A 16,589-nucleotide genomic window follows, 5' to 3' on the forward strand; every position below is an offset into this window, starting at 1 on the left:
CAGTGATTGTCCCTGGTCCTGGTCAGCGGCCGCGGAGCAGCCCCGAGGCGGCCGACTCCACGGCCGCGGTGACCTCGGCGACGGTCGTGCTGTCGAGCTTCCAGCACTGCCAGTACAGCGGCACGTCGAGGTACTGGTCGGTGATCGGGACGAAGGACGTGTCGACCAGCTGCACCGGGTACATGCCCCACCCGAGGCCCGCGTGCACGCCGGCGCCGAAGCCGGCGGCGGTCGGGATGTAGTGCGTCGGGCGCCGGATGTTCTTCCGGAAGACTTTGCGCACCAGCTGGTCCTGCAGCGCATCGTCGCGGTTCCAGGCCAGCGAGGGCGCTTCGGCCGCAGCGTCGGCGGTGAATCCCTCGGGCAGGAAGCGGTCGACGTACGCCTGGGTGGCGACCGGCAGATAGCGCATCACCCCGAGCGGCCGGACACGGCAGCCGCCGACGGCGGCGCGTTCGGTGGTGACCGCGCCCATCACCACGCCCTCGCGCAGCAGGCGGGCGGAGTGGTCCTGGTCTTCGATCCGGATGTCGAACAGCACGCCGGGCAGCCTGGCGAACACGTCGGTGAACCAGGTGGCCATCGAATCGGCGTTGACGGCCAGCGCGACCCGCCGCGAATCGGCGGTGCCGCCCCGCATCTCGGCGAGCGCTTCGGATTCCAGCAATGCCATCTGCGCCGCGAGTCGCAGCAGCGGTATTCCGGCGGCGGTCGCCACGCACGGCTTCTCGCGGAGCACCAGCACCTGGCCGACACGCTGTTCGAGGCCCTTGATGCGCTGGCTGATCGCCGACGGCGTCACGTGCAGGTGTTCGGCGGCGGCATCGAAGCTGCCGAACTCGACGACGGCCGACAGCGCCGCCAGCTGACCCGTGTCGAGCTGATCCACCACCTCAGCGATGCTAATGCTTCGCTTGAATGATGAGCAGCGCTGATGCGGCCCTGCGCCCGTCGGGTTTTGGTGCCGAGTTCTGCACAGTGGTCGCCGGCGAGGCCGTACAGCAGCCCTCACGCAGAACTCGACGACGTTCCAGGGGCCAGAGCCGAGGGCCGGCCGAACGAGGTGGACCGGGTCAGCGTACGGCGGCGGAGGCGTTGCTGATGACCTCGCCCGGGGTCCCGGCGATCCGGCCTGCGACGAAATCCGCCGCCTGCTGCGTCATCCCGGTCTGCACGTACTGGCTGTGCGCGGGCCGGTCGTCGCCGTCGGAACACACCGGGTCGGCGCCGTTGCACAGGTCGATGGTCTTGGCCCCGTACAGCGGGCTGATCGCGGTGAGCGGCCGTCCGATCTTGGTCGACGGGTTTCCGAACACTGCGACCGCCGCCACATGGTCGGCGACAGCCGGAGGCATCGGCCGCCCGAAACCGAACGTGGCGTTGGGATCTGCGGTGATGAGATCGACCGCGGCCGCACCCTGGGAGTATCCGCCGACCACGATGCTGGTCGACGGGCAGGATGCCGCAGTGGCCTGGATGTGCGCGCTGGCGTCGTCAGCACCCAGCGGCGCGGACTGCAGGAAGTCGTAGGACGCGGGGTAGTTCACCGCGTAGGAGCTGACGGTGCGGCCACCCAGGGCGCCCTGGAGGTCGTCGACGAAGGCCTGGCCCACGCGGCCCAGGCCGACCGGTTCGGCGGTGCCGCGGGCGAAGACCACCTCGACGTCGGGACAGGACTGGGCCTGCGCGCTGGCGGCGCCGGGGCCCAGGAGGCCTGCGGCGGCGACGCCTCCCACGCCGGCCAGGATGAGTGTGCGTCGGACGGAACGGCGATCGGACATTCGGTCTCCTCAGTCAGGGCCGCTCCAGCGGCGTTACCCAGTGGAATGTCGGGACGCCCGCAGAAAATTCCAGGAATGTCGGCCCGGGGTCGCGCTCACCGACAAATGGCGGCTAGCACCCATCCCGTGCGCCGGTTGGCCGGAAGTCAGCCCGCCTGCTGCCGACGCACGTACTCCTCGGCGGCGAACCTGATGAAGTGCTCCGTCGGGCGCGGATGCCATCCCAGCTCGCGCGTGGCCTTGGCGTGACTGGCGGGCGAGGTGAGCTCGAGCAGGCGAGCACTTTCGCTGCTGATCGGAACCTGCACCCGCAGAAGCGATCCCACGGTGTCTGCGGCCCGGGCCAGGCCGCGCACCACCGCCATCGGGATGCCGACCCGGGGCCTGCGGGCGCCGACGGCATCGGCGGCAGTCGTGACGAGCTCGCGGTGCGACATGAAACGCTCCGAGGCGATGTACCGGTGACCGACGCGGCCGTGCGCCCCGGCGCGCAGCATGGCCTCGGCGGCGTCGTCGATGCCGACCACTTCGGCCCCCACGCCACGGATGTAGAACGGCATCTTCCCCAGTGCCGCCATCTGGACGAACATCCCCTGACGGGGTTGCCAATCGGGTGGTCCGTACGGGTTGGAGACATTGACGACGACTGCGGGCAACCCTCGCTCCGCGGCATACGACAGCACCAGATCCTCTGCGGCGCGGCGTGATTCGATGTAGGCGCCCGCCCGGTCGGACCAGTTGAAGGGTGTGTCCTCGTCGACCGTCGCCCCGTCGACACCGACGGCGATCGTGCCGATGGTGCTCAAGAAGACGAACTTGCGCAGGTCGGCGTCCGCGGCGACGTCGAGCACGGCGCGCAGGCCTTCGACATTCGTCGCAAACAACGGTGCGGGGTCGCGCAGCTCGGCCCGGGTGTCGACGATGCAGTAGTAGACCACCTCGCGGTCGGCCATCGCGGCGGCGGCCGTCTCGCGGTCGAACGGGTCGCCGTACCGCCTGTCGACGTCGACCGTGTCGATACCCTTGTCGGAACTGCTCTTTCGCAGAAGGACGCGCACGTCGGCCCCGCCGGCGGCGAGGTGGCGCGTCACGCAGGCGCCGACGTTGCCACTGGCCCCCATGACCAGCGCGCGCTGGCCCGTCACGGTCAGGTCGTCGACGCCGGTCATGGCTCCGCATAGTAACGGAGCCCGCTACCGTAAGAGCGACAGTCGGGACGGACCTACTGCACCGTCTGGCGCAGCTCCGCCGCAGACTCGGTGGCGGTGTCGTACACCCGCACGATCGCCTCGTCACCCCGTTTCAGGAACGTGGACTCGCCGAGCGGCGTGTACCGCGTGGCGCCGATGCCGATCAGCACGTTCTCCGGGCGCCCGCTGGCCACCATGAGGGCGCCGACGTCCTCGAGGGGCGTGTCGGGCGAGCCCTTCTGGTTGGCCAGGCGCTCGACGATCCAGTCCAGCAGGACCTCGCCGTAGTAGGAGTAGCCGATCAGCGGGCTGTCGACGCCGTACTCGTGCTCCTGGCCGCCGCTGTCGAGAAAACACACCAGGCGCAGTGTCGAGGTCGGACCGTCGGGCGTCAGATCGCTGATGTCGAAGAACCGGCTCGACACGCCCTTCGACGAGGGACCCCAGTTCTTCTTCACGCTGATCTTGGGCGCGCCGGGCCGACGGATCGAACAGTCGTTGAACGCCCCCAGTGCGAACGGCTGCAAGGTGACGACCGTGTCCCCCTCCCACACCACCCGACAGGCGAGACCGACCTCGGGTTCGATCTGCAGGTTGAGGGGGCCGTCGCTCTCGTCCGGGAGCACGATCGAGTCGTTGGACAGCGGGAACTCGCCGAGGAAGGTGTCCGAGCCCGGCGCGTACCAGGGGAAGATCCCCTTGGGCGCGGTGCCCTCGCTGGCGACGTTGACGAAATCGACCGCCTCACCCGCCTGTTCGAGGTGACCGGCGAAGTTCCCCGCGACACCGAAGCCGAACCAGTTGCGCATCTCGCTGAGGGCGATCTCGATCACGGTCAGCAGCGTACGCCCTGCGGGTGGACCCGCAGGCGGCGCGTTGACGCTGGTGTGACGGCCATCGGGCGGGGGTAACCCGCGCGCATGGACAGCACGCCTCGCAAGGACGACCAGAACGATCAGGATCCGGAGCCGCCGGGACCGGCCGACCATGGCCGCGACGGCGGGATGGCGACGCGGGAGATCGCCCCGGAGCTCACCGAGCCCGACCGGGACCAGGAGTGAAGCTCAGCGTTCAGCGCCGCCGCCACCAGACCAGCAGCCCGATCACGGCGACGACCGCGACCACCGCACCCACCGGCACAGCCGGGCGTTCCTTGGCCTGCTGGGCCACCTCATGGCCACGCTGAACCACGTTCTCCTTCGCCTCGGCGACCGCCTGCTGTGAGCGGGCCTTGACGTCGAGCTTGTCGGACAACGCGCTCACCGTCTCGCCCAGATCGGCTCGGGTCGCCTCGATGTCGGCTTTCAGCTCCTCGGCCGTCGCATCCGGCCCGGGCGCAGGGCGCGGATCAGGCTCTGCTGCCATGACGTGCCTCCTTGATCTCGTCGATGTCGGTCTTCACGCTCTGCAGCGAGGTCGCTGCCGGCGGGGGCACCTGCTCGGCCTGCTTCTTGCTGACCAGTGCCGCGACCCCGGCCGCCACGAACAGCACGGCGGCGACGATCACCGCCGCCGCCCACACCGGGAGAACAAGGGACAACGCCGCCACGGCCGCCGCGATCAGCGTGGCGAGGCCCAGCACGGCCAGCAGGCCTGCTGCGCCGATCAGGCCCGCACCGATACCCGCGTGCTTGGCAGACTCCTGGAATTCCTTCTGCGCCAGGCGCAATTCGTCGCGGACGAGCCGTGATGTCTGTTCCGAGAGCTGACTCACCAGCTCACCCGTCGACGGTTGAGTCTTCGTTTCGGACATTGCCGCTCCTCCCACCATGTGGACTCGTCGAGGGAATGCCCGTTGACTGTGACGCGAAACTCACCGATCTGCCGTGCGAGTCGGCCATCACGGTCTTCCGGTCCCTGCAGACGACAACGCGGCGTCGGGGTGCACGTCACCCCGACGCCGCGCTGTGCGGAGACTCAGAAGTCGGTGACCGGGCAGGACACCTCCACCATCACCGTGTTGGCCACTTCCCCCTCGGTGGTGTTCGCGATGTCGCAGCTCTCCAGCGGCGCGGTCTCGCCGCCGACGATCTGGACCGACTTGCCCTCGGACTGCAGGCGTGCGATCTCGGCGGCCGCGTTGGGCGCCTCGGACGCCGTGCCGTCGGTGGCCGGTGCCGGTTCTTCGGGATCGGCCAGAGCACTAGCCGAAAAGCTCAGTGCGGCAACGGCTGCCAGCGATCCTGCGGCGGCCGCGAGTGTCAGACGTTTCATGATCAACCCTCCGTGATGACTCCATGGTGACGTACCGGTCAAGAGGCCGAATTGTCGCTGAGGCGTGGACGATTCAGCACACGCTGGTGTCGGGGTTCCCCAACCGGTATGGGTTCTAACCTCGGACTTGCGCTCCAGAGATGAACAGAACGTGAATCCCGACGATGACCGAACTCTGACGGACGGACCCGTCAACGATGACGCGCACACTGCTGACCTGGATGAATGCGGTGCACGGACCGTCAGCTGCATGTTTACGGAACCGCCCGGCGCGGGGACTGCATCCTGATGACCGCACTTCCCCCGGACCCCGATCCCAGTGACACCACCGGCCTCTCACCGGGTGGAAGTGTTCAACCAGGCGACACTCCTCCGGACTCCGGCTCGGAGTCGGCCACGGCGAACCAGGACCCGCCGCCCACCCGCCGCTTCACGCCGGGGGCGATCGTAGGCATGGTCACCGTCGGGATCGTCTTCGTGGTCTTCCTGGTCGTCGCCGTGCTCTACGGCCTGCAGGTGTTCGGGCTGATGGATCGTTGGTGACGGTGCCGCCGGCCGGTATGGCTCCCCGTTGCGCTGGACGACGCGCTATTCGTCGCCGAATATCCGGTCCGCGGTGAGCTTGGCGAGATCACTGAGGATCTGAATGTGGCCGGTTGCCCACAGACGTGGCTTGGTGTCGTAGACGCAGAGCGCTCCGACGGCGTTGCGGTCGTGATCGAGCAGAGGTATGCCCAGATAGGCGACGACACTGCCCTCGCGGACGACGGGGTGGTTCTTGAAGGTCGGGTCGAGCCGCGCGTCCGCGAGAACCAAAGGAGTGCCGTTCGCCACCGCGTACTGACACAGGGAGCGCTCCAGCGGGGCTTGCTTCTCCTCCACGGCATGGCCGACCACACCGATCTCACTCTTGAGGTAGAGCCGGTCGACGTCGATCACCGAGATCAGCGAGAACGGAGCCTGCAGCGCATCGGCGGCCGCACGGGTGATCCGGTCGTACATTTCTTCGGGCGGTGAATCCAGCAGGCCGGTGGCGTACACCGCGCGCAGCCGATCCGGGTCGGTGATCGCGGCGGTGACGTCAGGGAGCGCGGATGCGGGCAGAGCGTTGGCGCGCAAGCACTCGAAGAGAGTCCCGTCCTCGCCGCCGGTCGCACGCTGGTCGGCCAACATCTGAGCGGCCACGGCACGGGCCACGTATCGCTCCGGGGTTTCACCCGCGTGGCGAGCGAACTCGGCGAGCAACTCATTCAGCGTGTCGTTGAACCCACTCACCCACTTCGCCACCTGCGAACGGTAACCCACAGTCGAGCGGCCGCGGGGAAGCATGAGCGAAGAACACCCGGGCCTCCGGTCCGACGATGACGACGCCCGCCCTCCGCCGCGAGAGCCTCACCCACGGTGGTGGTGGCGTCGGGTCGACGTGGCGCACCCACGGGTCCAAACGACTCGGCGATGGTGTCGAGGGTTGGCTCGAACTACGGTGAGCGGAAGTCGTGTGGGACGGCCTGCTCGGTGGTCGTGATGCCGTTGGCGCGCAACGCTTCTGCGACCATGACGCCGCCGGTCGGGAGCGCGAGTTCAGAGGGCGCTGAGGGCGGGGAAGCCGGCGACGGTGGTGCCACCGGTGTCGGCCTGGAAAGTGACGTAACCGATTCCGTCCGCGGTGAAGACCGGTCCTGTGGCTCGGACTCCGCCTGCCCTGTCGACGTCAAGTACCTTGACCGCGCCTGAGGCCGTCAACGCGTACACACCGGCCGTGGCGTCGGCGGAGTAGTTGTACACGTAGGCGGTGCCATCAGGGGCGAACGTCAGCAACCGGTCGTCATCCCTGGCGCCCGTGCCCACCGGTTGAGTGAACGTGCTCAGCGGAACGACGGTGTTGCCCTCGGCGTCGAATCCCAGGACGCTGGTGGCCGTCGAGTTCGATGCGCCTGTGAAAAAATAGCCGATGCCGTTCGGGCCGAAGTCGACATCGTAGGAGCCCTGCGGCACCCTTTGGGGCACCTTCGCCGTGTACGTGTCGGTCGAGAGTGCGAGGATCTGCCGAGCCGTGGTCTGCCCGTCATCGGGTCCGAAGTAATCGAGGAGTTGGTAGGCCGCGCCGTCGGGGCCGAAGAACACCGTGCTCGCGGTCGCACCCGGCGGCAGATCGATGGTGCGCGCGATGGTCCCGTCCGGGTTGAGCACCGCCACGTGATCGAGTCCGCCGGCGCTGTAGTTCACGTATCCCACATTCTCCGCCCCGGACTCTGCTCCCCCGCGGATTCGCGTTGCCCGTGTCCTGAGCGTGCCCGGCAGCGTGACGGTGGTGATGCTCCCGTCAGTAGCGACAACGGCTACAGGAGAGGTCGCCGACGACGGGAGCCTGAGGGGCGCATAGAGAGTGCCGTCCGGGGTGACCTGGAAGCCTGCGATGCGGCCGTCGATCACGTCGGAAGCGTCGACCGTGGTCGGGGTGATCCGGGAGATGACGGTCGTTCCAGTGCCGTTGTCGGTCGATCCGGAGTAGGTGAAGGTCTCGAGATAGAGACCGTCCGGAGTCGCCACGGTGTCGCCCGGCAGACCATCGACGGTGCGCACCGTGGTCGACGTCGGGGTGAATGTGTACACGCGGGTGGTCTTGGTGCCGAAGAATCCCGTCGCCCCCGCCGTCACGTAGACCGTTCCGTCCAGACCCACGATCGGGTCGCTTGGCGCTGACCCGTAGGGCAGGAAGAACGTTCTCGGCGCCCCGGTGGGACCGAAGACCCTCAACGTCGAGAATCCGAAACCCGACGACCGCAGAAACGCCGTTCCGTCCGGTCCGAGGTCGACAGCGGTGTTGTAGGCGAAGGTCCGCACGCCGTTGGTCGGCGAGATCCTGAAGGACCGGTACGGAATGTTCGCTCCGAAGGGGTCGAAGGGATTGGTGAAGTGGGTGCTGAAGTACAGCGCGCCGTCTGCCCCCGCGCGTAGTTGATTGCTCGCCGAACCGAGGACTGTCCTGACGGTGGTCACCGCGCCGGTGCTGTCGACTTCATAGACGGTCGATCGCGTGCCTCGGTCGTTGGCCGCGATCACGATCAAGGATCCGTCGGGTCGCGTGACCCCGGTAGCGCGGAACAAGCCGGTGATGTCCCCGCTCTCGGCGACCACCTGGGCGTTGTCGTCGAGGATGAAGACGCGGGTGACGCCCGCGCCGTACGTGACCTGGTAGACGGTGCCGTCGGCGGCGACAACGGGAGCATGAACAGCCTGCCCGGGAAGCTGCGAGGACCCCGCCGCGGCGGCGACGGCACCGGTGGGCGTGGCGACGCTCGAGATCGCGGCGCTGCCCGCCTGGTCGCTTGCGGAGCCCGCGTGACGCTTCGCGTAGCCCAGCATCGTCCACAGCAAGGGAGACGCGGGCGGGGTTTTCGGTGTGTCTGCGGGGTTCGGGGTCGTCCTGGGTGAGAACAACGAGGCGAACACGGTTGCCGGCGCAAATGTCGGTGCTGTGGCCTTGTCGGTGTCGACGACCTCGTTGGTGTCGACGGCCTCCTCGGGCGCGGCGGTCGATGCCTCGGCTGCGGAGCGCGTCTCGACGGCAGTGGGAAGGACCGGATCGCCTGTGTCGCGAATCGAGGTGTCATGGCCGACATCGGCGGCGTCTTCGGTCTCACGTATTCGGGCGCGGCCAGGGACAGTCGCGTCGTCTTCGGTGTCGTCCGCGGCGGAGCCACGCCCTGTCCCGGAACGCTTCTCGGTGTTCTCACGAGTCTCCGGAGTCTCGGTGGCGGCGGGGGCGTCGTCGTCGACTCCCTCGCCATCACCTGATCCCGCGCTGTTCTCGTCGCCGATGCCCCGCGAAGGCTCGTCGGCGCCTTGCGTCCCAGTGGCCGAACCGGCATCAACACTCCGCGATGCGCCGGCCGAGGAGTTGTCGCCGTCGGGCTGCGCCCACGCGACCCCGGGCATACCGGCTATCGCCGAACCGATCCCGAGCGCAACGGCCAGCGCTCCCACCCGTCCGACTCGAACGTCCCTCGTCATCACGAACCTCCCCGTCGAGTTCCTCCACCCATCCTGTGAAAAGAACCGTCCAGAAGGAATAGGGGAACCCCCTTGCTCTCCCCGCCGATCATCGTCGCCCAGGGGTACGGGCGGCGCGGGACGTCCTCGGTGGGTGGATTAAGTTCTACTAATCACAGTGAAGTTTCTTTAGCTGTACTGTTCCAATCCTGCTCGTTAGCGTTCGTCGGTATGGACACCGCCTACCTCGTCGTGCTCAGCGGCTTCGCCACGACGATGGCCCTCATCGCGGCGATCGGCGCGCAGAACGCGTTCGTCCTCCGACAGGGCATCCGCGGCGAACACGTCCTTCCGGTCGTCGCGGTGTGCACGGTGTCGGACCTGTTGCTCATCGTCGCGGGCATCGCCGGTGTGGGCGCCGTGATCGCCGCCCACCCGGACGTCGTCACGGTGATCAAGGTCAGCGGTGCGGTGTTCCTCCTCGGCTACGGGCTCCTCGCCGCGCGCCGGGTCGTCAAGCCGGGAACGCTGACGCCGGCCGATGCCGCACCCGCCCGGCTGGGGGCTGTCCTCGCGACGTGCCTTGCGATGACGTTCCTGAACCCGCACGTCTATCTCGACACCGTCATCCTGATCGGCGCGCTGGCCAACGAGCACCAGGACAGCAGATGGCTGTTCGGCGCCGGGGCCGTCTCGGCCAGTGCCGTGTGGTTCGCCGGGCTCGGGTTCGGCGCGAAACGGCTCCGCCACCTGTTCGCGTCCGCCACGACGTGGCGGGTGCTCGACGCCGTGATCGCCGTGACGATGCTCGGACTGGGAATCTCGCTGGCCCTGAGCTGAGGCTGGGCCGAAAAGTGTCGCCATGTAACGCAAGGCACTAGCCTCGTCGATGTGACAGTCGTGCACCTCGCCAAGATCGCCGCGTTGACCTCGCTGATCGGTGGTGCCGCGCTGGCCGCCGCCACCACCGCCGGTGCGCAACCGGCGGTCCCGTTCGATCCGCCGCCTCCTCCGCCGGCGGCGGCCCCCGCGCAGCCCGCCCCGCCGGTCTTCGTCTACACGCCGATCGCCGAGGGCGGTGGCAGCCCGAGCGCCACCGGAGGCACCCCCCAGGCTCCTGTCGCTCCTCCGGCGCCACCGCCGGCAGGTGCGCCGTTCATCCCGCCGGTGCCGAACGCGAACTTCGGCAACACGGGCCAGTTCGACTTCCTGCGCGATCTGTGGAACATGCGGAACTCCCCCGAGTTCATGCAGACGATGGGACCGGGCCAGATGGATCCCGCGACGTGGGTCCCGCCCACGCCGTACGGCACGCCTCCCCCGCCCCCGGTCGTCGCGCCCGGCTCGCCGCCCCCGCCGGCCTCGGCCCCGCCGCCGATCTGGCCGCCCATGCCGATCCCCGGGCCCGTCCAGTAGGTCCCGTCCGGGGCTTGCGCCCTGATTGTCCGGCGCCGTGCCGCTGAGCTGGCTATTGTCGCGGTGTGTCCCGCGTGTGGTCCCGGCGCAGCTTCCTCGGCCTGTCCGCCGGCACCGCGGCACTGCTGACCGCATGCAGCGCTACCGACAAACCCGGCGCCGTCGCCGACGACGGTTCCGTGACCGTGGCCCACACGTTCGGTGAGACGAAGATCCCCGCGCCGCCCACCAAGGTCGTCAGCGCGGGCCTGACCGACGCCGACGACCTGCTCGCCCTCGGTGTCGTCCCCATCGCCGTGACGGACTGGTTCGGCGCCGAACCGTTCGGGGTCTGGCCGTGGGCCCAGCAGCGCCTCGGCGGCGCCCAGCCCGCGGTGCTGTCGCTCGCCGACGGCATCCAGACAAACCAGATCGCGGCGCTGGCCCCCGACCTGATCGTCGCCACCGACGCCGGGCTCGACGAGGCCACCTATCAGCAGCTGTCGGCGATCGCGCCCACCATCGCCCAGGCGGGGCCCGCCGCGTTCTTCGAACCATGGCGCGATCAAGCCGGCGCCATCGGACAGGCGGTGTTCCGTCACGACGACATGCAGAAGCTGATCACCGACGTCGACGCGAGGTTCACCGGCGTCAAAGACAGCTTCCCGCAGTTCTCCGGCAAGAACGCGCTGCTGCTCGGCGGGACGCTGTCCGACGGGGCCGTCCAGGTCGCCGGGCCGCCGTGGCGCCACGAGTTCCTGACCCAGATGGGCCTGACAATGCTGCCCACCGACACCGCGGCGATCCCCCGCGATCAGATCGCCCCGGTGCTCGACTCGGCCGACGTCCTGATCTGGACCACCGAAAGCGACCAGGAGCAGGCCGCACTGCTGGCAGACCCCGCCATCGCAGGCCTGACCGCCACGGCCCGGCAGCGCCACGTGTTCACCGGTAAGGAGCTCGCCGGCGCGATCGCGTACGCCTCGACCCTGTCCTACCCGGTGGTCGCCGACCGGTTGCCGACGATGATCGCGACCGCACTGGGCTGATCTAATGGGCCGGTGACAGACCCCGCCGCTCCCGACACACACGCGTCCTTCGCCCGCGTGGGGTCGGGCTACTACCCCGTTCTGGTCGCAGTCTTCACCGCGCTGGTCATCATCTCGAATCTGACGGCGACCAAGGGCGTCGAGTTCGGGCCGATCATCACCGACGGCGGCTTCATCGTGTTCCCGCTGACCTACGTGATCGGCGACGTGCTGTCGGAGGTGTACGGCTTCAAGGCCGCGCGGCGCGCCATCTACACCGGCTTCGCGATGAACATTCTTGCCGCCCTTGCCCTCTGGACCACCATCTATTTGCCGGCAGCCGATTTCTACGAGAACCAGGAACACTTCGAGAACATCGCCCACGCCTACACCGGGCTGATCATCGCGGGCCTGGCGGGCTTCATCGTCGGCCAGACGCTCAACGCGTGGTCGCTGGTGCTCATCAAGGAACGCACCAAGGAGAAGCACCTGTGGGCCCGCCTGGTGGGTTCGACGTTCGTCGGCCAGCTGGGTGACACGGTGGTGTTCTGCGCCATCGCCGCCGGCGTCATCGGCATCACCTCGTTCGGCGATTTCCTGACCTACACCGCGCAGGGCTGGCTGTACAAGACCGTCGTCGAGGTCGCGCTGCTGCCCATCACCTACCGAGTGATCGCGGTGATCAAGCGTCGCGAGCCGACGTACTCGCCCGTGACCGTCTGAGCCGTCGGTAAGGACGTTCTGGCAAGGTTCACAGAGCTTCGTCCGAGGGGGAGCTTTCGAACCTACTCGGCGGTAGCTTTGAGTCATGAGCGTGACTGCGGATGCGATCGACACAGTGCGCACCGGGGGCGGCCCTCGCATTCTCGACTACGGCGACCGGGCGCTCCTGCTCGAATTAACCAGTAGCGCAGAGGTATTGGCCTGGAACGAGGCCCTGCGCACCGCCGACCTGCCCGGCGTGGTCGACCTCGTCCCGGCGGCCAGGACCATCCTGGTGAAGCTGGACGACATCGCGTACCAGGGGCCGACCCGACAGCGCCTGGGCGAACTGCGGCTGACCGACGAGGCCGTCGCCGAGTCGGCGACCCCGTCGAACGCCGACGTCGTCTTGGAGGTCGTCTACGACGGTGCGGACCTCGACGAGGTGGCCCGGCTGACGGGGCTCGGCACCGATGAGGTCGTCGCGGCCCACACGGGCACGCTGTGGCGCGTCGGCTTCAGCGGGTTCGCACCGGGTTTCGCCTACCTCGTGGGCGGCGACGAACGCCTGGCGGTACCGCGCCGGTCCGAGCCGCGCACCAAGGTGCCGGTCGGGTCCGTCGGGCTCGCCGGCGAGTTCAGCGGGGTCTACCCGCGCGAATCACCCGGAGGCTGGCAGCTGATCGGGCGGACGTCGGCGGTGCTGTGGGACGTCGACCGCGACGATCCCGCACTGCTGGCGCCGGGGCTGTGGGTGCAGTTCGAGGCGGTCCGGCCGTGAGCGGCGTGACGTTGGAGATCCTGCAGACCGGGCCGCTGGCGCTCGTCGAGGACCTCGGGCGCCCCGGCCTGTCCCACATCGGCGTGACGCGCTCGGGGGCAGCCGACCGTCGCGCCCACACCCTGGCCAACCGGCTGGTGGCCAATCCCGACGACCGCGCCACCGTGGAGATCACCCTCGGCGGGTTCACCGCGCGGGTGCACGGCGGCAACGGCGAAGGTGTCGCCATCGCGGTGACCGGAGCCGACGCCGATCCGTCGGTCGATGGAATACCGTTCGGCACCAACAGTATTCACTACGCGCACGACGGCGAGGTCATCTCGCTCTCTTCGCCGAGGGCGGGGCTGAGGTCTTACCTGGCGGTGCGCGGCGGCATCGACGTCGAGCCCGTCCTCGGGTCGCGCAGCTATGACGTGATGTCGGCCCTCGGCCCGGAACCCCTGCAGCCCGGCGACGTGCTGCCCGTCGGCGAACACACCGCGGATTTCCCCGAGATCGACCAGGCGCCGGTGGCCGCGATCGACGACGCGCCGCTGGAACTACGGGTGGTACCGGGACCGCGGGACGACTGGTTCGCCGACCCCGACGTGCTGGTGCGCACCAACTGGCAGGTCACCAACCACAGCGATCGCGTCGGAATCCGGCTGGTCGGCATGCCGCTGGAATACCGCCGGCCCGATCGTCAGCTGCCCAGCGAGGGCGCCACCCGCGGCGCGATCCAGGTGCCCCCCAACGGTTTCCCGGTGATCCTGGGCCCCGACCACCCGGTGACGGGGGGCTACCCGGTGATCGGCGTGGTCACCGAAGACGACATCGACAGGATCGCCCAGGCGCGGCCGGGTCAGACCGTGCGGCTGCACTGGTCCCGCCCCAGGAAGCCGTTCGAGGCGACGCCGCCGCACGCCAGCGAGCCGTCCCTCTGACGGACTACGCCGATCGCTGGTAGAACTCCAGGTGTGCGCGCACGCCTGGTCCACACCTCCGATCTCGACGACGAGACCCGCGGGGATGCCCACCGGATGGTCGTCGAGGCCTTCGGCGGCGACTTCGCCGACGACGACTGGGAGCATGCGCTCGGTGGAATGCACGCGCTCATCTGCCAGCGGGGCGAGGTGATCGGGCACGCCGCGGTCGTCCAGCGCCGCCTCTACTACGGCAGACTCCACGACGCCGACGTCGCCCTGCGGTGCGGGTACGTCGAGGGCGTGGCCGTCCGCGAGGACCACCGCGGCCAGGGGCTGGGCGGGGTGCTGATGGACGCCGTCGAGCAGGTCGTGCGCGGCGGTTACCACCTCGGCGCGCTGGGGGCCAGCGAGCTGGGCGAGCCGCTGTACACCGGCCGCGGGTGGATCCAGTGGAAAGGCCCGCTGTCCGTGCTGGCCCCGGGCGGGATCACGCCGACGCCCGACGACGACGGCGGCGTGTTCGTATTGCCCGGCGACCTGCCGCCTGAGATGACCCTCGACCCGTCTGCCGGGCTGGCCTGCGACTGGCGCAACGGCGACGTCTGGTGAACGGACCTCACAGCGTGCCGGCACACGCGGTGAACGGAAATTCACGGCGTGAGCGGCGGTGACACAGCTGCGCAATCGCCGGTTAATCACCCCGAAACACGGCCTGCATAGACATTGGACATGACTGATCCGGACTGGGCACCGCTCACCGGATTCCGTGTTGCGGTCACCTCCGCGCGGCGCGCCGACGAGTTGAGTGCGCTGCTGCGCCGCCGCGGCGCGACCGTGACGAGCGCCGCGGCGATCGAGATGGTGCCCCTGCCCGACGACGATGAACTGCGTCAGCGCACGCAGTCGCTGATCGACGCGCCACCCGACATCGTCATCGCCACCACCGGCATCGGCTTCCGCGGCTGGATCGCCGCCGCCGACGGCTGGGGCATGGCCACCGACCTGACCACCGCGCTGAGCAAGGCACGGATCGTCTCCCGCGGCCCGAAGGCGACCGGGGCCCTGCGCGCCGCCGGTCTGCCGGAGGAGTGGTCGCCGGATTCGGAGTCGTCCCGGGAGGTGGTCCACTACCTCGTCGACGGCGGCATCGCGGGTACCCGCATCGCGGTGCAGTTGCACGGGGCCACCGCCGAGTGGGATCCGTTCCCCGAATTTCTCGACGAGTTGCGCGCTGCCGGCGCCGAAGTGGTCCCGATCCGGGTGTACCGCTGGCACCCGGCGCCGCGCAACGGCGAGTTCGACCAGATGGTGGCCGGTATCGCCGAGGAGAAGTTCGACGCCGTCAGCTTCACCTCGGCGCCCGCGGTCGCATCGGTGTTGATGCGGGCCGACGAGATGGGGATCGAGGCCGAGGTGCTCTCGGCGCTGCGCAACGGTGTGCACGCGATGTGCGTCGGGCCCGTGACCGCGCGGCCGCTGGTCCGCCTCGGAGTCCCCACCTCGGCGCCCGAGCGGATGCGGTTGGGCGCGTTGGCCCGTCACATCACCGACGAACTGCCGCTGCTGCAGGCCCGCACCGTGCGGGTCGCCGGGCATCTCTTGGAGATCCGGGGCACCTGCGTGCTCGTCGACGGCACGGTCAAGGCGCTGTCCCCCGCCGCGATGGCCACGATCAGGGCCCTGGCGCTGCGGCCTGGCGCGGTCGTGTCGCGCACCGACCTGCTGCGGGCGCTGCCGGGCTGCGGCACCGACACCCACGCCGTCGAGACCGCGGTGCTGCGATTGCGGACCGCGCTGGGCGACAAGAAGATGGTGGCCACGGTGGTCAAGCGTGGCTATCGCCTGCCCGTCGACGAGGCGTTCGCGTCATGAGCCTGGTGCTCGTCGCCCACGGCACCCGCAAGCAGAGCGGGGTCTCGCTGATCGGCGACATCGCCGGGCAGGTGTCGAGGGCGCTGGACCGTCCCGTGCGCGTCGCCTTCGTCGACGTCCTCGGCCCGACGCCGGCCGAGGTGCTCAGCGCCACGCTGGACCGCTCGACGGTGCTGGTCCCGGCGTTCCTCGCGCGCGGCTACCACGTGACCAGCGACATCCCCGACCACGTGGCCGCGAGCGGGCATCGCGACGTCACCGTCACCCGCGCCCTGGGCCCCGATCCCGCGCTGGTGCGCGTGCTGGTCGACCGCCTCGTCGAAACCGGCTGGCGGCCCGACGATTCGGTGATCCTGGCCGCGGCGGGCACCTCCGACCCCTGGGCGATGCGGGATCTGCACACGACCGCCACCTGGCTGTCGGCCACCATCGGGTCGCGGGTGGAACTGGCCTTCGCCGCGACCGGCGAACCCCGGATCGACGACGCCGTCGCCGCCGCACGCACCCGCGGGCGCCGGGTGGTCGTCGCGTCATACCTGTTGTCTGAGGGCCTCTTTCAAGACAGGCTGCGCGCCAGCGGCGCCGATCTCGTGACCGACCCGCTCGGCACACACCCCGGTGTCACCCGGTTGATCGCGAGCCGGTTCCAGCGGGCCAGTGCCGCGCTCGCCCCGTGGCGCCCCGTGGCCCCCGCCCTCTCCGCGCCGAACTGAGGTTCCCGGTCGTCG

General features: G+C 69.4%; 21 protein-coding genes. 12 read left to right on the forward strand and 9 right to left on the reverse strand.

Translation table 11 applies throughout. The features are described from left to right. Nucleotides 1–22 precede the first annotated feature (22 nt). From FHR72_RS00870 to FHR72_RS00885, 4 genes are all read right to left on the reverse strand, one after another. Nucleotides 23–892, reverse strand: coding sequence for a LysR family transcriptional regulator ArgP (locus FHR72_RS00870; RefSeq protein ID WP_183466020.1), 870 nt, complete (start codon nucleotides 890–892; stop codon nucleotides 23–25). Nucleotides 893–1,073: 181 nt separating this feature from the next. Beyond that, on the reverse strand, nucleotides 1,074–1,781 hold the full coding sequence (locus FHR72_RS00875) for a cutinase family protein (protein WP_183466021.1): 708 nt from the start codon (nucleotides 1,779–1,781) through the stop codon (nucleotides 1,074–1,076). Nucleotides 1,782–1,927: 146 nt separating this feature from the next. Beyond that, the gene (locus tag FHR72_RS00880; RefSeq protein WP_183466022.1) at nucleotides 1,928–2,950 is read right to left on the reverse strand and encodes an NAD-dependent epimerase/dehydratase family protein; all 1,023 of its coding nucleotides are present in this window, start codon (nucleotides 2,948–2,950) and stop codon (nucleotides 1,928–1,930) included. Nucleotides 2,951–3,003: 53 nt separating this feature from the next. After that, on the reverse strand, nucleotides 3,004–3,804 hold the full coding sequence (locus FHR72_RS00885) for a DUF5718 family protein (protein WP_183466023.1): 801 nt from the start codon (nucleotides 3,802–3,804) through the stop codon (nucleotides 3,004–3,006). Nucleotides 3,805–3,891: 87 nt separating this feature from the next. Between FHR72_RS00885 and FHR72_RS00890 the strand changes: the two genes are divergently transcribed. Next, complete coding sequence (locus tag FHR72_RS00890; protein ID WP_183466024.1) at nucleotides 3,892–4,032, forward strand: hypothetical protein; 141 nt, start codon at nucleotides 3,892–3,894, stop codon at nucleotides 4,030–4,032. Between the two features lie 10 nt (nucleotides 4,033–4,042). Here FHR72_RS00890 and FHR72_RS00895 read toward each other — a convergent pair whose 3' ends face one another. The 3 genes from FHR72_RS00895 to FHR72_RS00905 all read right to left on the reverse strand — a co-directional run bounded on the left by FHR72_RS00895 (nucleotide 4,043) and on the right by FHR72_RS00905 (nucleotide 5,185). Next, the gene (locus FHR72_RS00895; protein WP_183466025.1) at nucleotides 4,043–4,336 is read right to left on the reverse strand and encodes a DUF3618 domain-containing protein; all 294 of its coding nucleotides are present in this window, start codon (nucleotides 4,334–4,336) and stop codon (nucleotides 4,043–4,045) included. After that, nucleotides 4,320–4,724 (reverse strand): phage holin family protein, encoded by a 405-nt coding sequence (locus FHR72_RS00900; RefSeq protein WP_183466026.1) that lies wholly within the window; start codon nucleotides 4,722–4,724, stop codon nucleotides 4,320–4,322. The genes FHR72_RS00895 and FHR72_RS00900 overlap by 17 nt, the downstream gene beginning before the upstream one ends. Before the next feature lie 164 nt (nucleotides 4,725–4,888). Next, a complete protein-coding gene (locus tag FHR72_RS00905; RefSeq protein ID WP_183466027.1) occupies nucleotides 4,889–5,185 on the reverse strand; it encodes a hypothetical protein in 297 nt (98 codons plus the stop codon). Nucleotides 5,186–5,473: 288 nt separating this feature from the next. Here FHR72_RS00905 and FHR72_RS00910 point away from each other — a divergent pair, with 288 nt between their 5' ends. Continuing rightward, nucleotides 5,474–5,728 (forward strand): DUF6480 family protein, encoded by a 255-nt coding sequence (locus FHR72_RS00910; protein WP_183466028.1) that lies wholly within the window; start codon nucleotides 5,474–5,476, stop codon nucleotides 5,726–5,728. Nucleotides 5,729–5,773: 45 nt separating this feature from the next. On the opposite strand, the gene FHR72_RS00915 is transcribed toward FHR72_RS00910, so the two are convergent. After that, on the reverse strand, nucleotides 5,774–6,472 hold the full coding sequence (locus tag FHR72_RS00915; RefSeq protein WP_311736010.1) for a GAF domain-containing protein: 699 nt from the start codon (nucleotides 6,470–6,472) through the stop codon (nucleotides 5,774–5,776). A gap of 74 nt (nucleotides 6,473–6,546) precedes the next feature. On the opposite strand from FHR72_RS00915, the gene FHR72_RS26385 reads away from it, so the two are divergent. Continuing rightward, nucleotides 6,547–6,672 (forward strand): hypothetical protein, encoded by a 126-nt coding sequence (locus FHR72_RS26385; protein WP_260155712.1) that lies wholly within the window; start codon nucleotides 6,547–6,549, stop codon nucleotides 6,670–6,672. 94 nt (nucleotides 6,673–6,766) lie between these two features. On the opposite strand, the gene FHR72_RS00920 is transcribed toward FHR72_RS26385, so the two are convergent. After that, nucleotides 6,767–9,199 carry a hypothetical protein gene (locus FHR72_RS00920; protein ID WP_183466029.1) on the reverse strand — a complete coding sequence of 811 codons (2,433 nt, stop codon included), beginning with the start codon at nucleotides 9,197–9,199 and terminating at the stop codon, nucleotides 6,767–6,769. 210 nt (nucleotides 9,200–9,409) lie between these two features. On the opposite strand from FHR72_RS00920, the gene FHR72_RS00925 reads away from it, so the two are divergent. The 9 genes from FHR72_RS00925 to FHR72_RS00965 all read left to right on the forward strand — a co-directional run bounded on the left by FHR72_RS00925 (nucleotide 9,410) and on the right by FHR72_RS00965 (nucleotide 16,574). After that, nucleotides 9,410–10,018 carry a LysE/ArgO family amino acid transporter gene (locus tag FHR72_RS00925; protein ID WP_183466030.1) on the forward strand — a complete coding sequence of 203 codons (609 nt, stop codon included), beginning with the start codon at nucleotides 9,410–9,412 and terminating at the stop codon, nucleotides 10,016–10,018. Between the two features lie 51 nt (nucleotides 10,019–10,069). Beyond that, nucleotides 10,070–10,594 (forward strand): hypothetical protein, encoded by a 525-nt coding sequence (locus FHR72_RS00930; RefSeq protein WP_311736011.1) that lies wholly within the window; start codon nucleotides 10,070–10,072, stop codon nucleotides 10,592–10,594. A 65-nt stretch (nucleotides 10,595–10,659) separates the two neighbouring features. Continuing rightward, complete coding sequence (locus tag FHR72_RS00935) at nucleotides 10,660–11,622, forward strand: ABC transporter substrate-binding protein (RefSeq protein WP_183466031.1); 963 nt, start codon at nucleotides 10,660–10,662, stop codon at nucleotides 11,620–11,622. A 12-nt stretch (nucleotides 11,623–11,634) separates the two neighbouring features. Further along, complete coding sequence (locus FHR72_RS00940) at nucleotides 11,635–12,324, forward strand: queuosine precursor transporter (RefSeq protein WP_183466032.1); 690 nt, start codon at nucleotides 11,635–11,637, stop codon at nucleotides 12,322–12,324. 85 nt (nucleotides 12,325–12,409) lie between these two features. After that, complete coding sequence (locus FHR72_RS00945; RefSeq protein WP_183466033.1) at nucleotides 12,410–13,084, forward strand: 5-oxoprolinase subunit B family protein; 675 nt, start codon at nucleotides 12,410–12,412, stop codon at nucleotides 13,082–13,084. Beyond that, entirely contained in the window at nucleotides 13,081–14,007 is a 927-nt protein-coding gene (locus FHR72_RS00950; RefSeq protein ID WP_183466034.1) for a 5-oxoprolinase subunit C family protein, read from the forward strand. Before FHR72_RS00945 ends, FHR72_RS00950 begins: the two co-directional genes overlap by 4 nt. A gap of 12 nt (nucleotides 14,008–14,019) precedes the next feature. Further along, entirely contained in the window at nucleotides 14,020–14,598 is a 579-nt protein-coding gene (locus tag FHR72_RS00955; protein WP_311736043.1) for a GNAT family N-acetyltransferase, read from the forward strand. A 120-nt stretch (nucleotides 14,599–14,718) separates the two neighbouring features. Beyond that, nucleotides 14,719–15,861, forward strand: coding sequence for a uroporphyrinogen-III synthase (locus tag FHR72_RS00960; RefSeq protein ID WP_183466035.1), 1,143 nt, complete (start codon nucleotides 14,719–14,721; stop codon nucleotides 15,859–15,861). Then, a complete protein-coding gene (locus FHR72_RS00965) occupies nucleotides 15,858–16,574 on the forward strand; it encodes a sirohydrochlorin chelatase (RefSeq protein WP_183466036.1) in 717 nt (238 codons plus the stop codon). Before FHR72_RS00960 ends, FHR72_RS00965 begins: the two co-directional genes overlap by 4 nt. Nucleotides 16,575–16,589: the final 15 nt, after the last annotated feature.

Origin of the sequence: Mycolicibacterium iranicum (assembly GCF_014190915.1) — a bacterium.
GTDB classification, from domain to species: domain Bacteria; phylum Actinomycetota; class Actinomycetes; order Mycobacteriales; family Mycobacteriaceae; genus Mycobacterium; species Mycobacterium iranicum_B.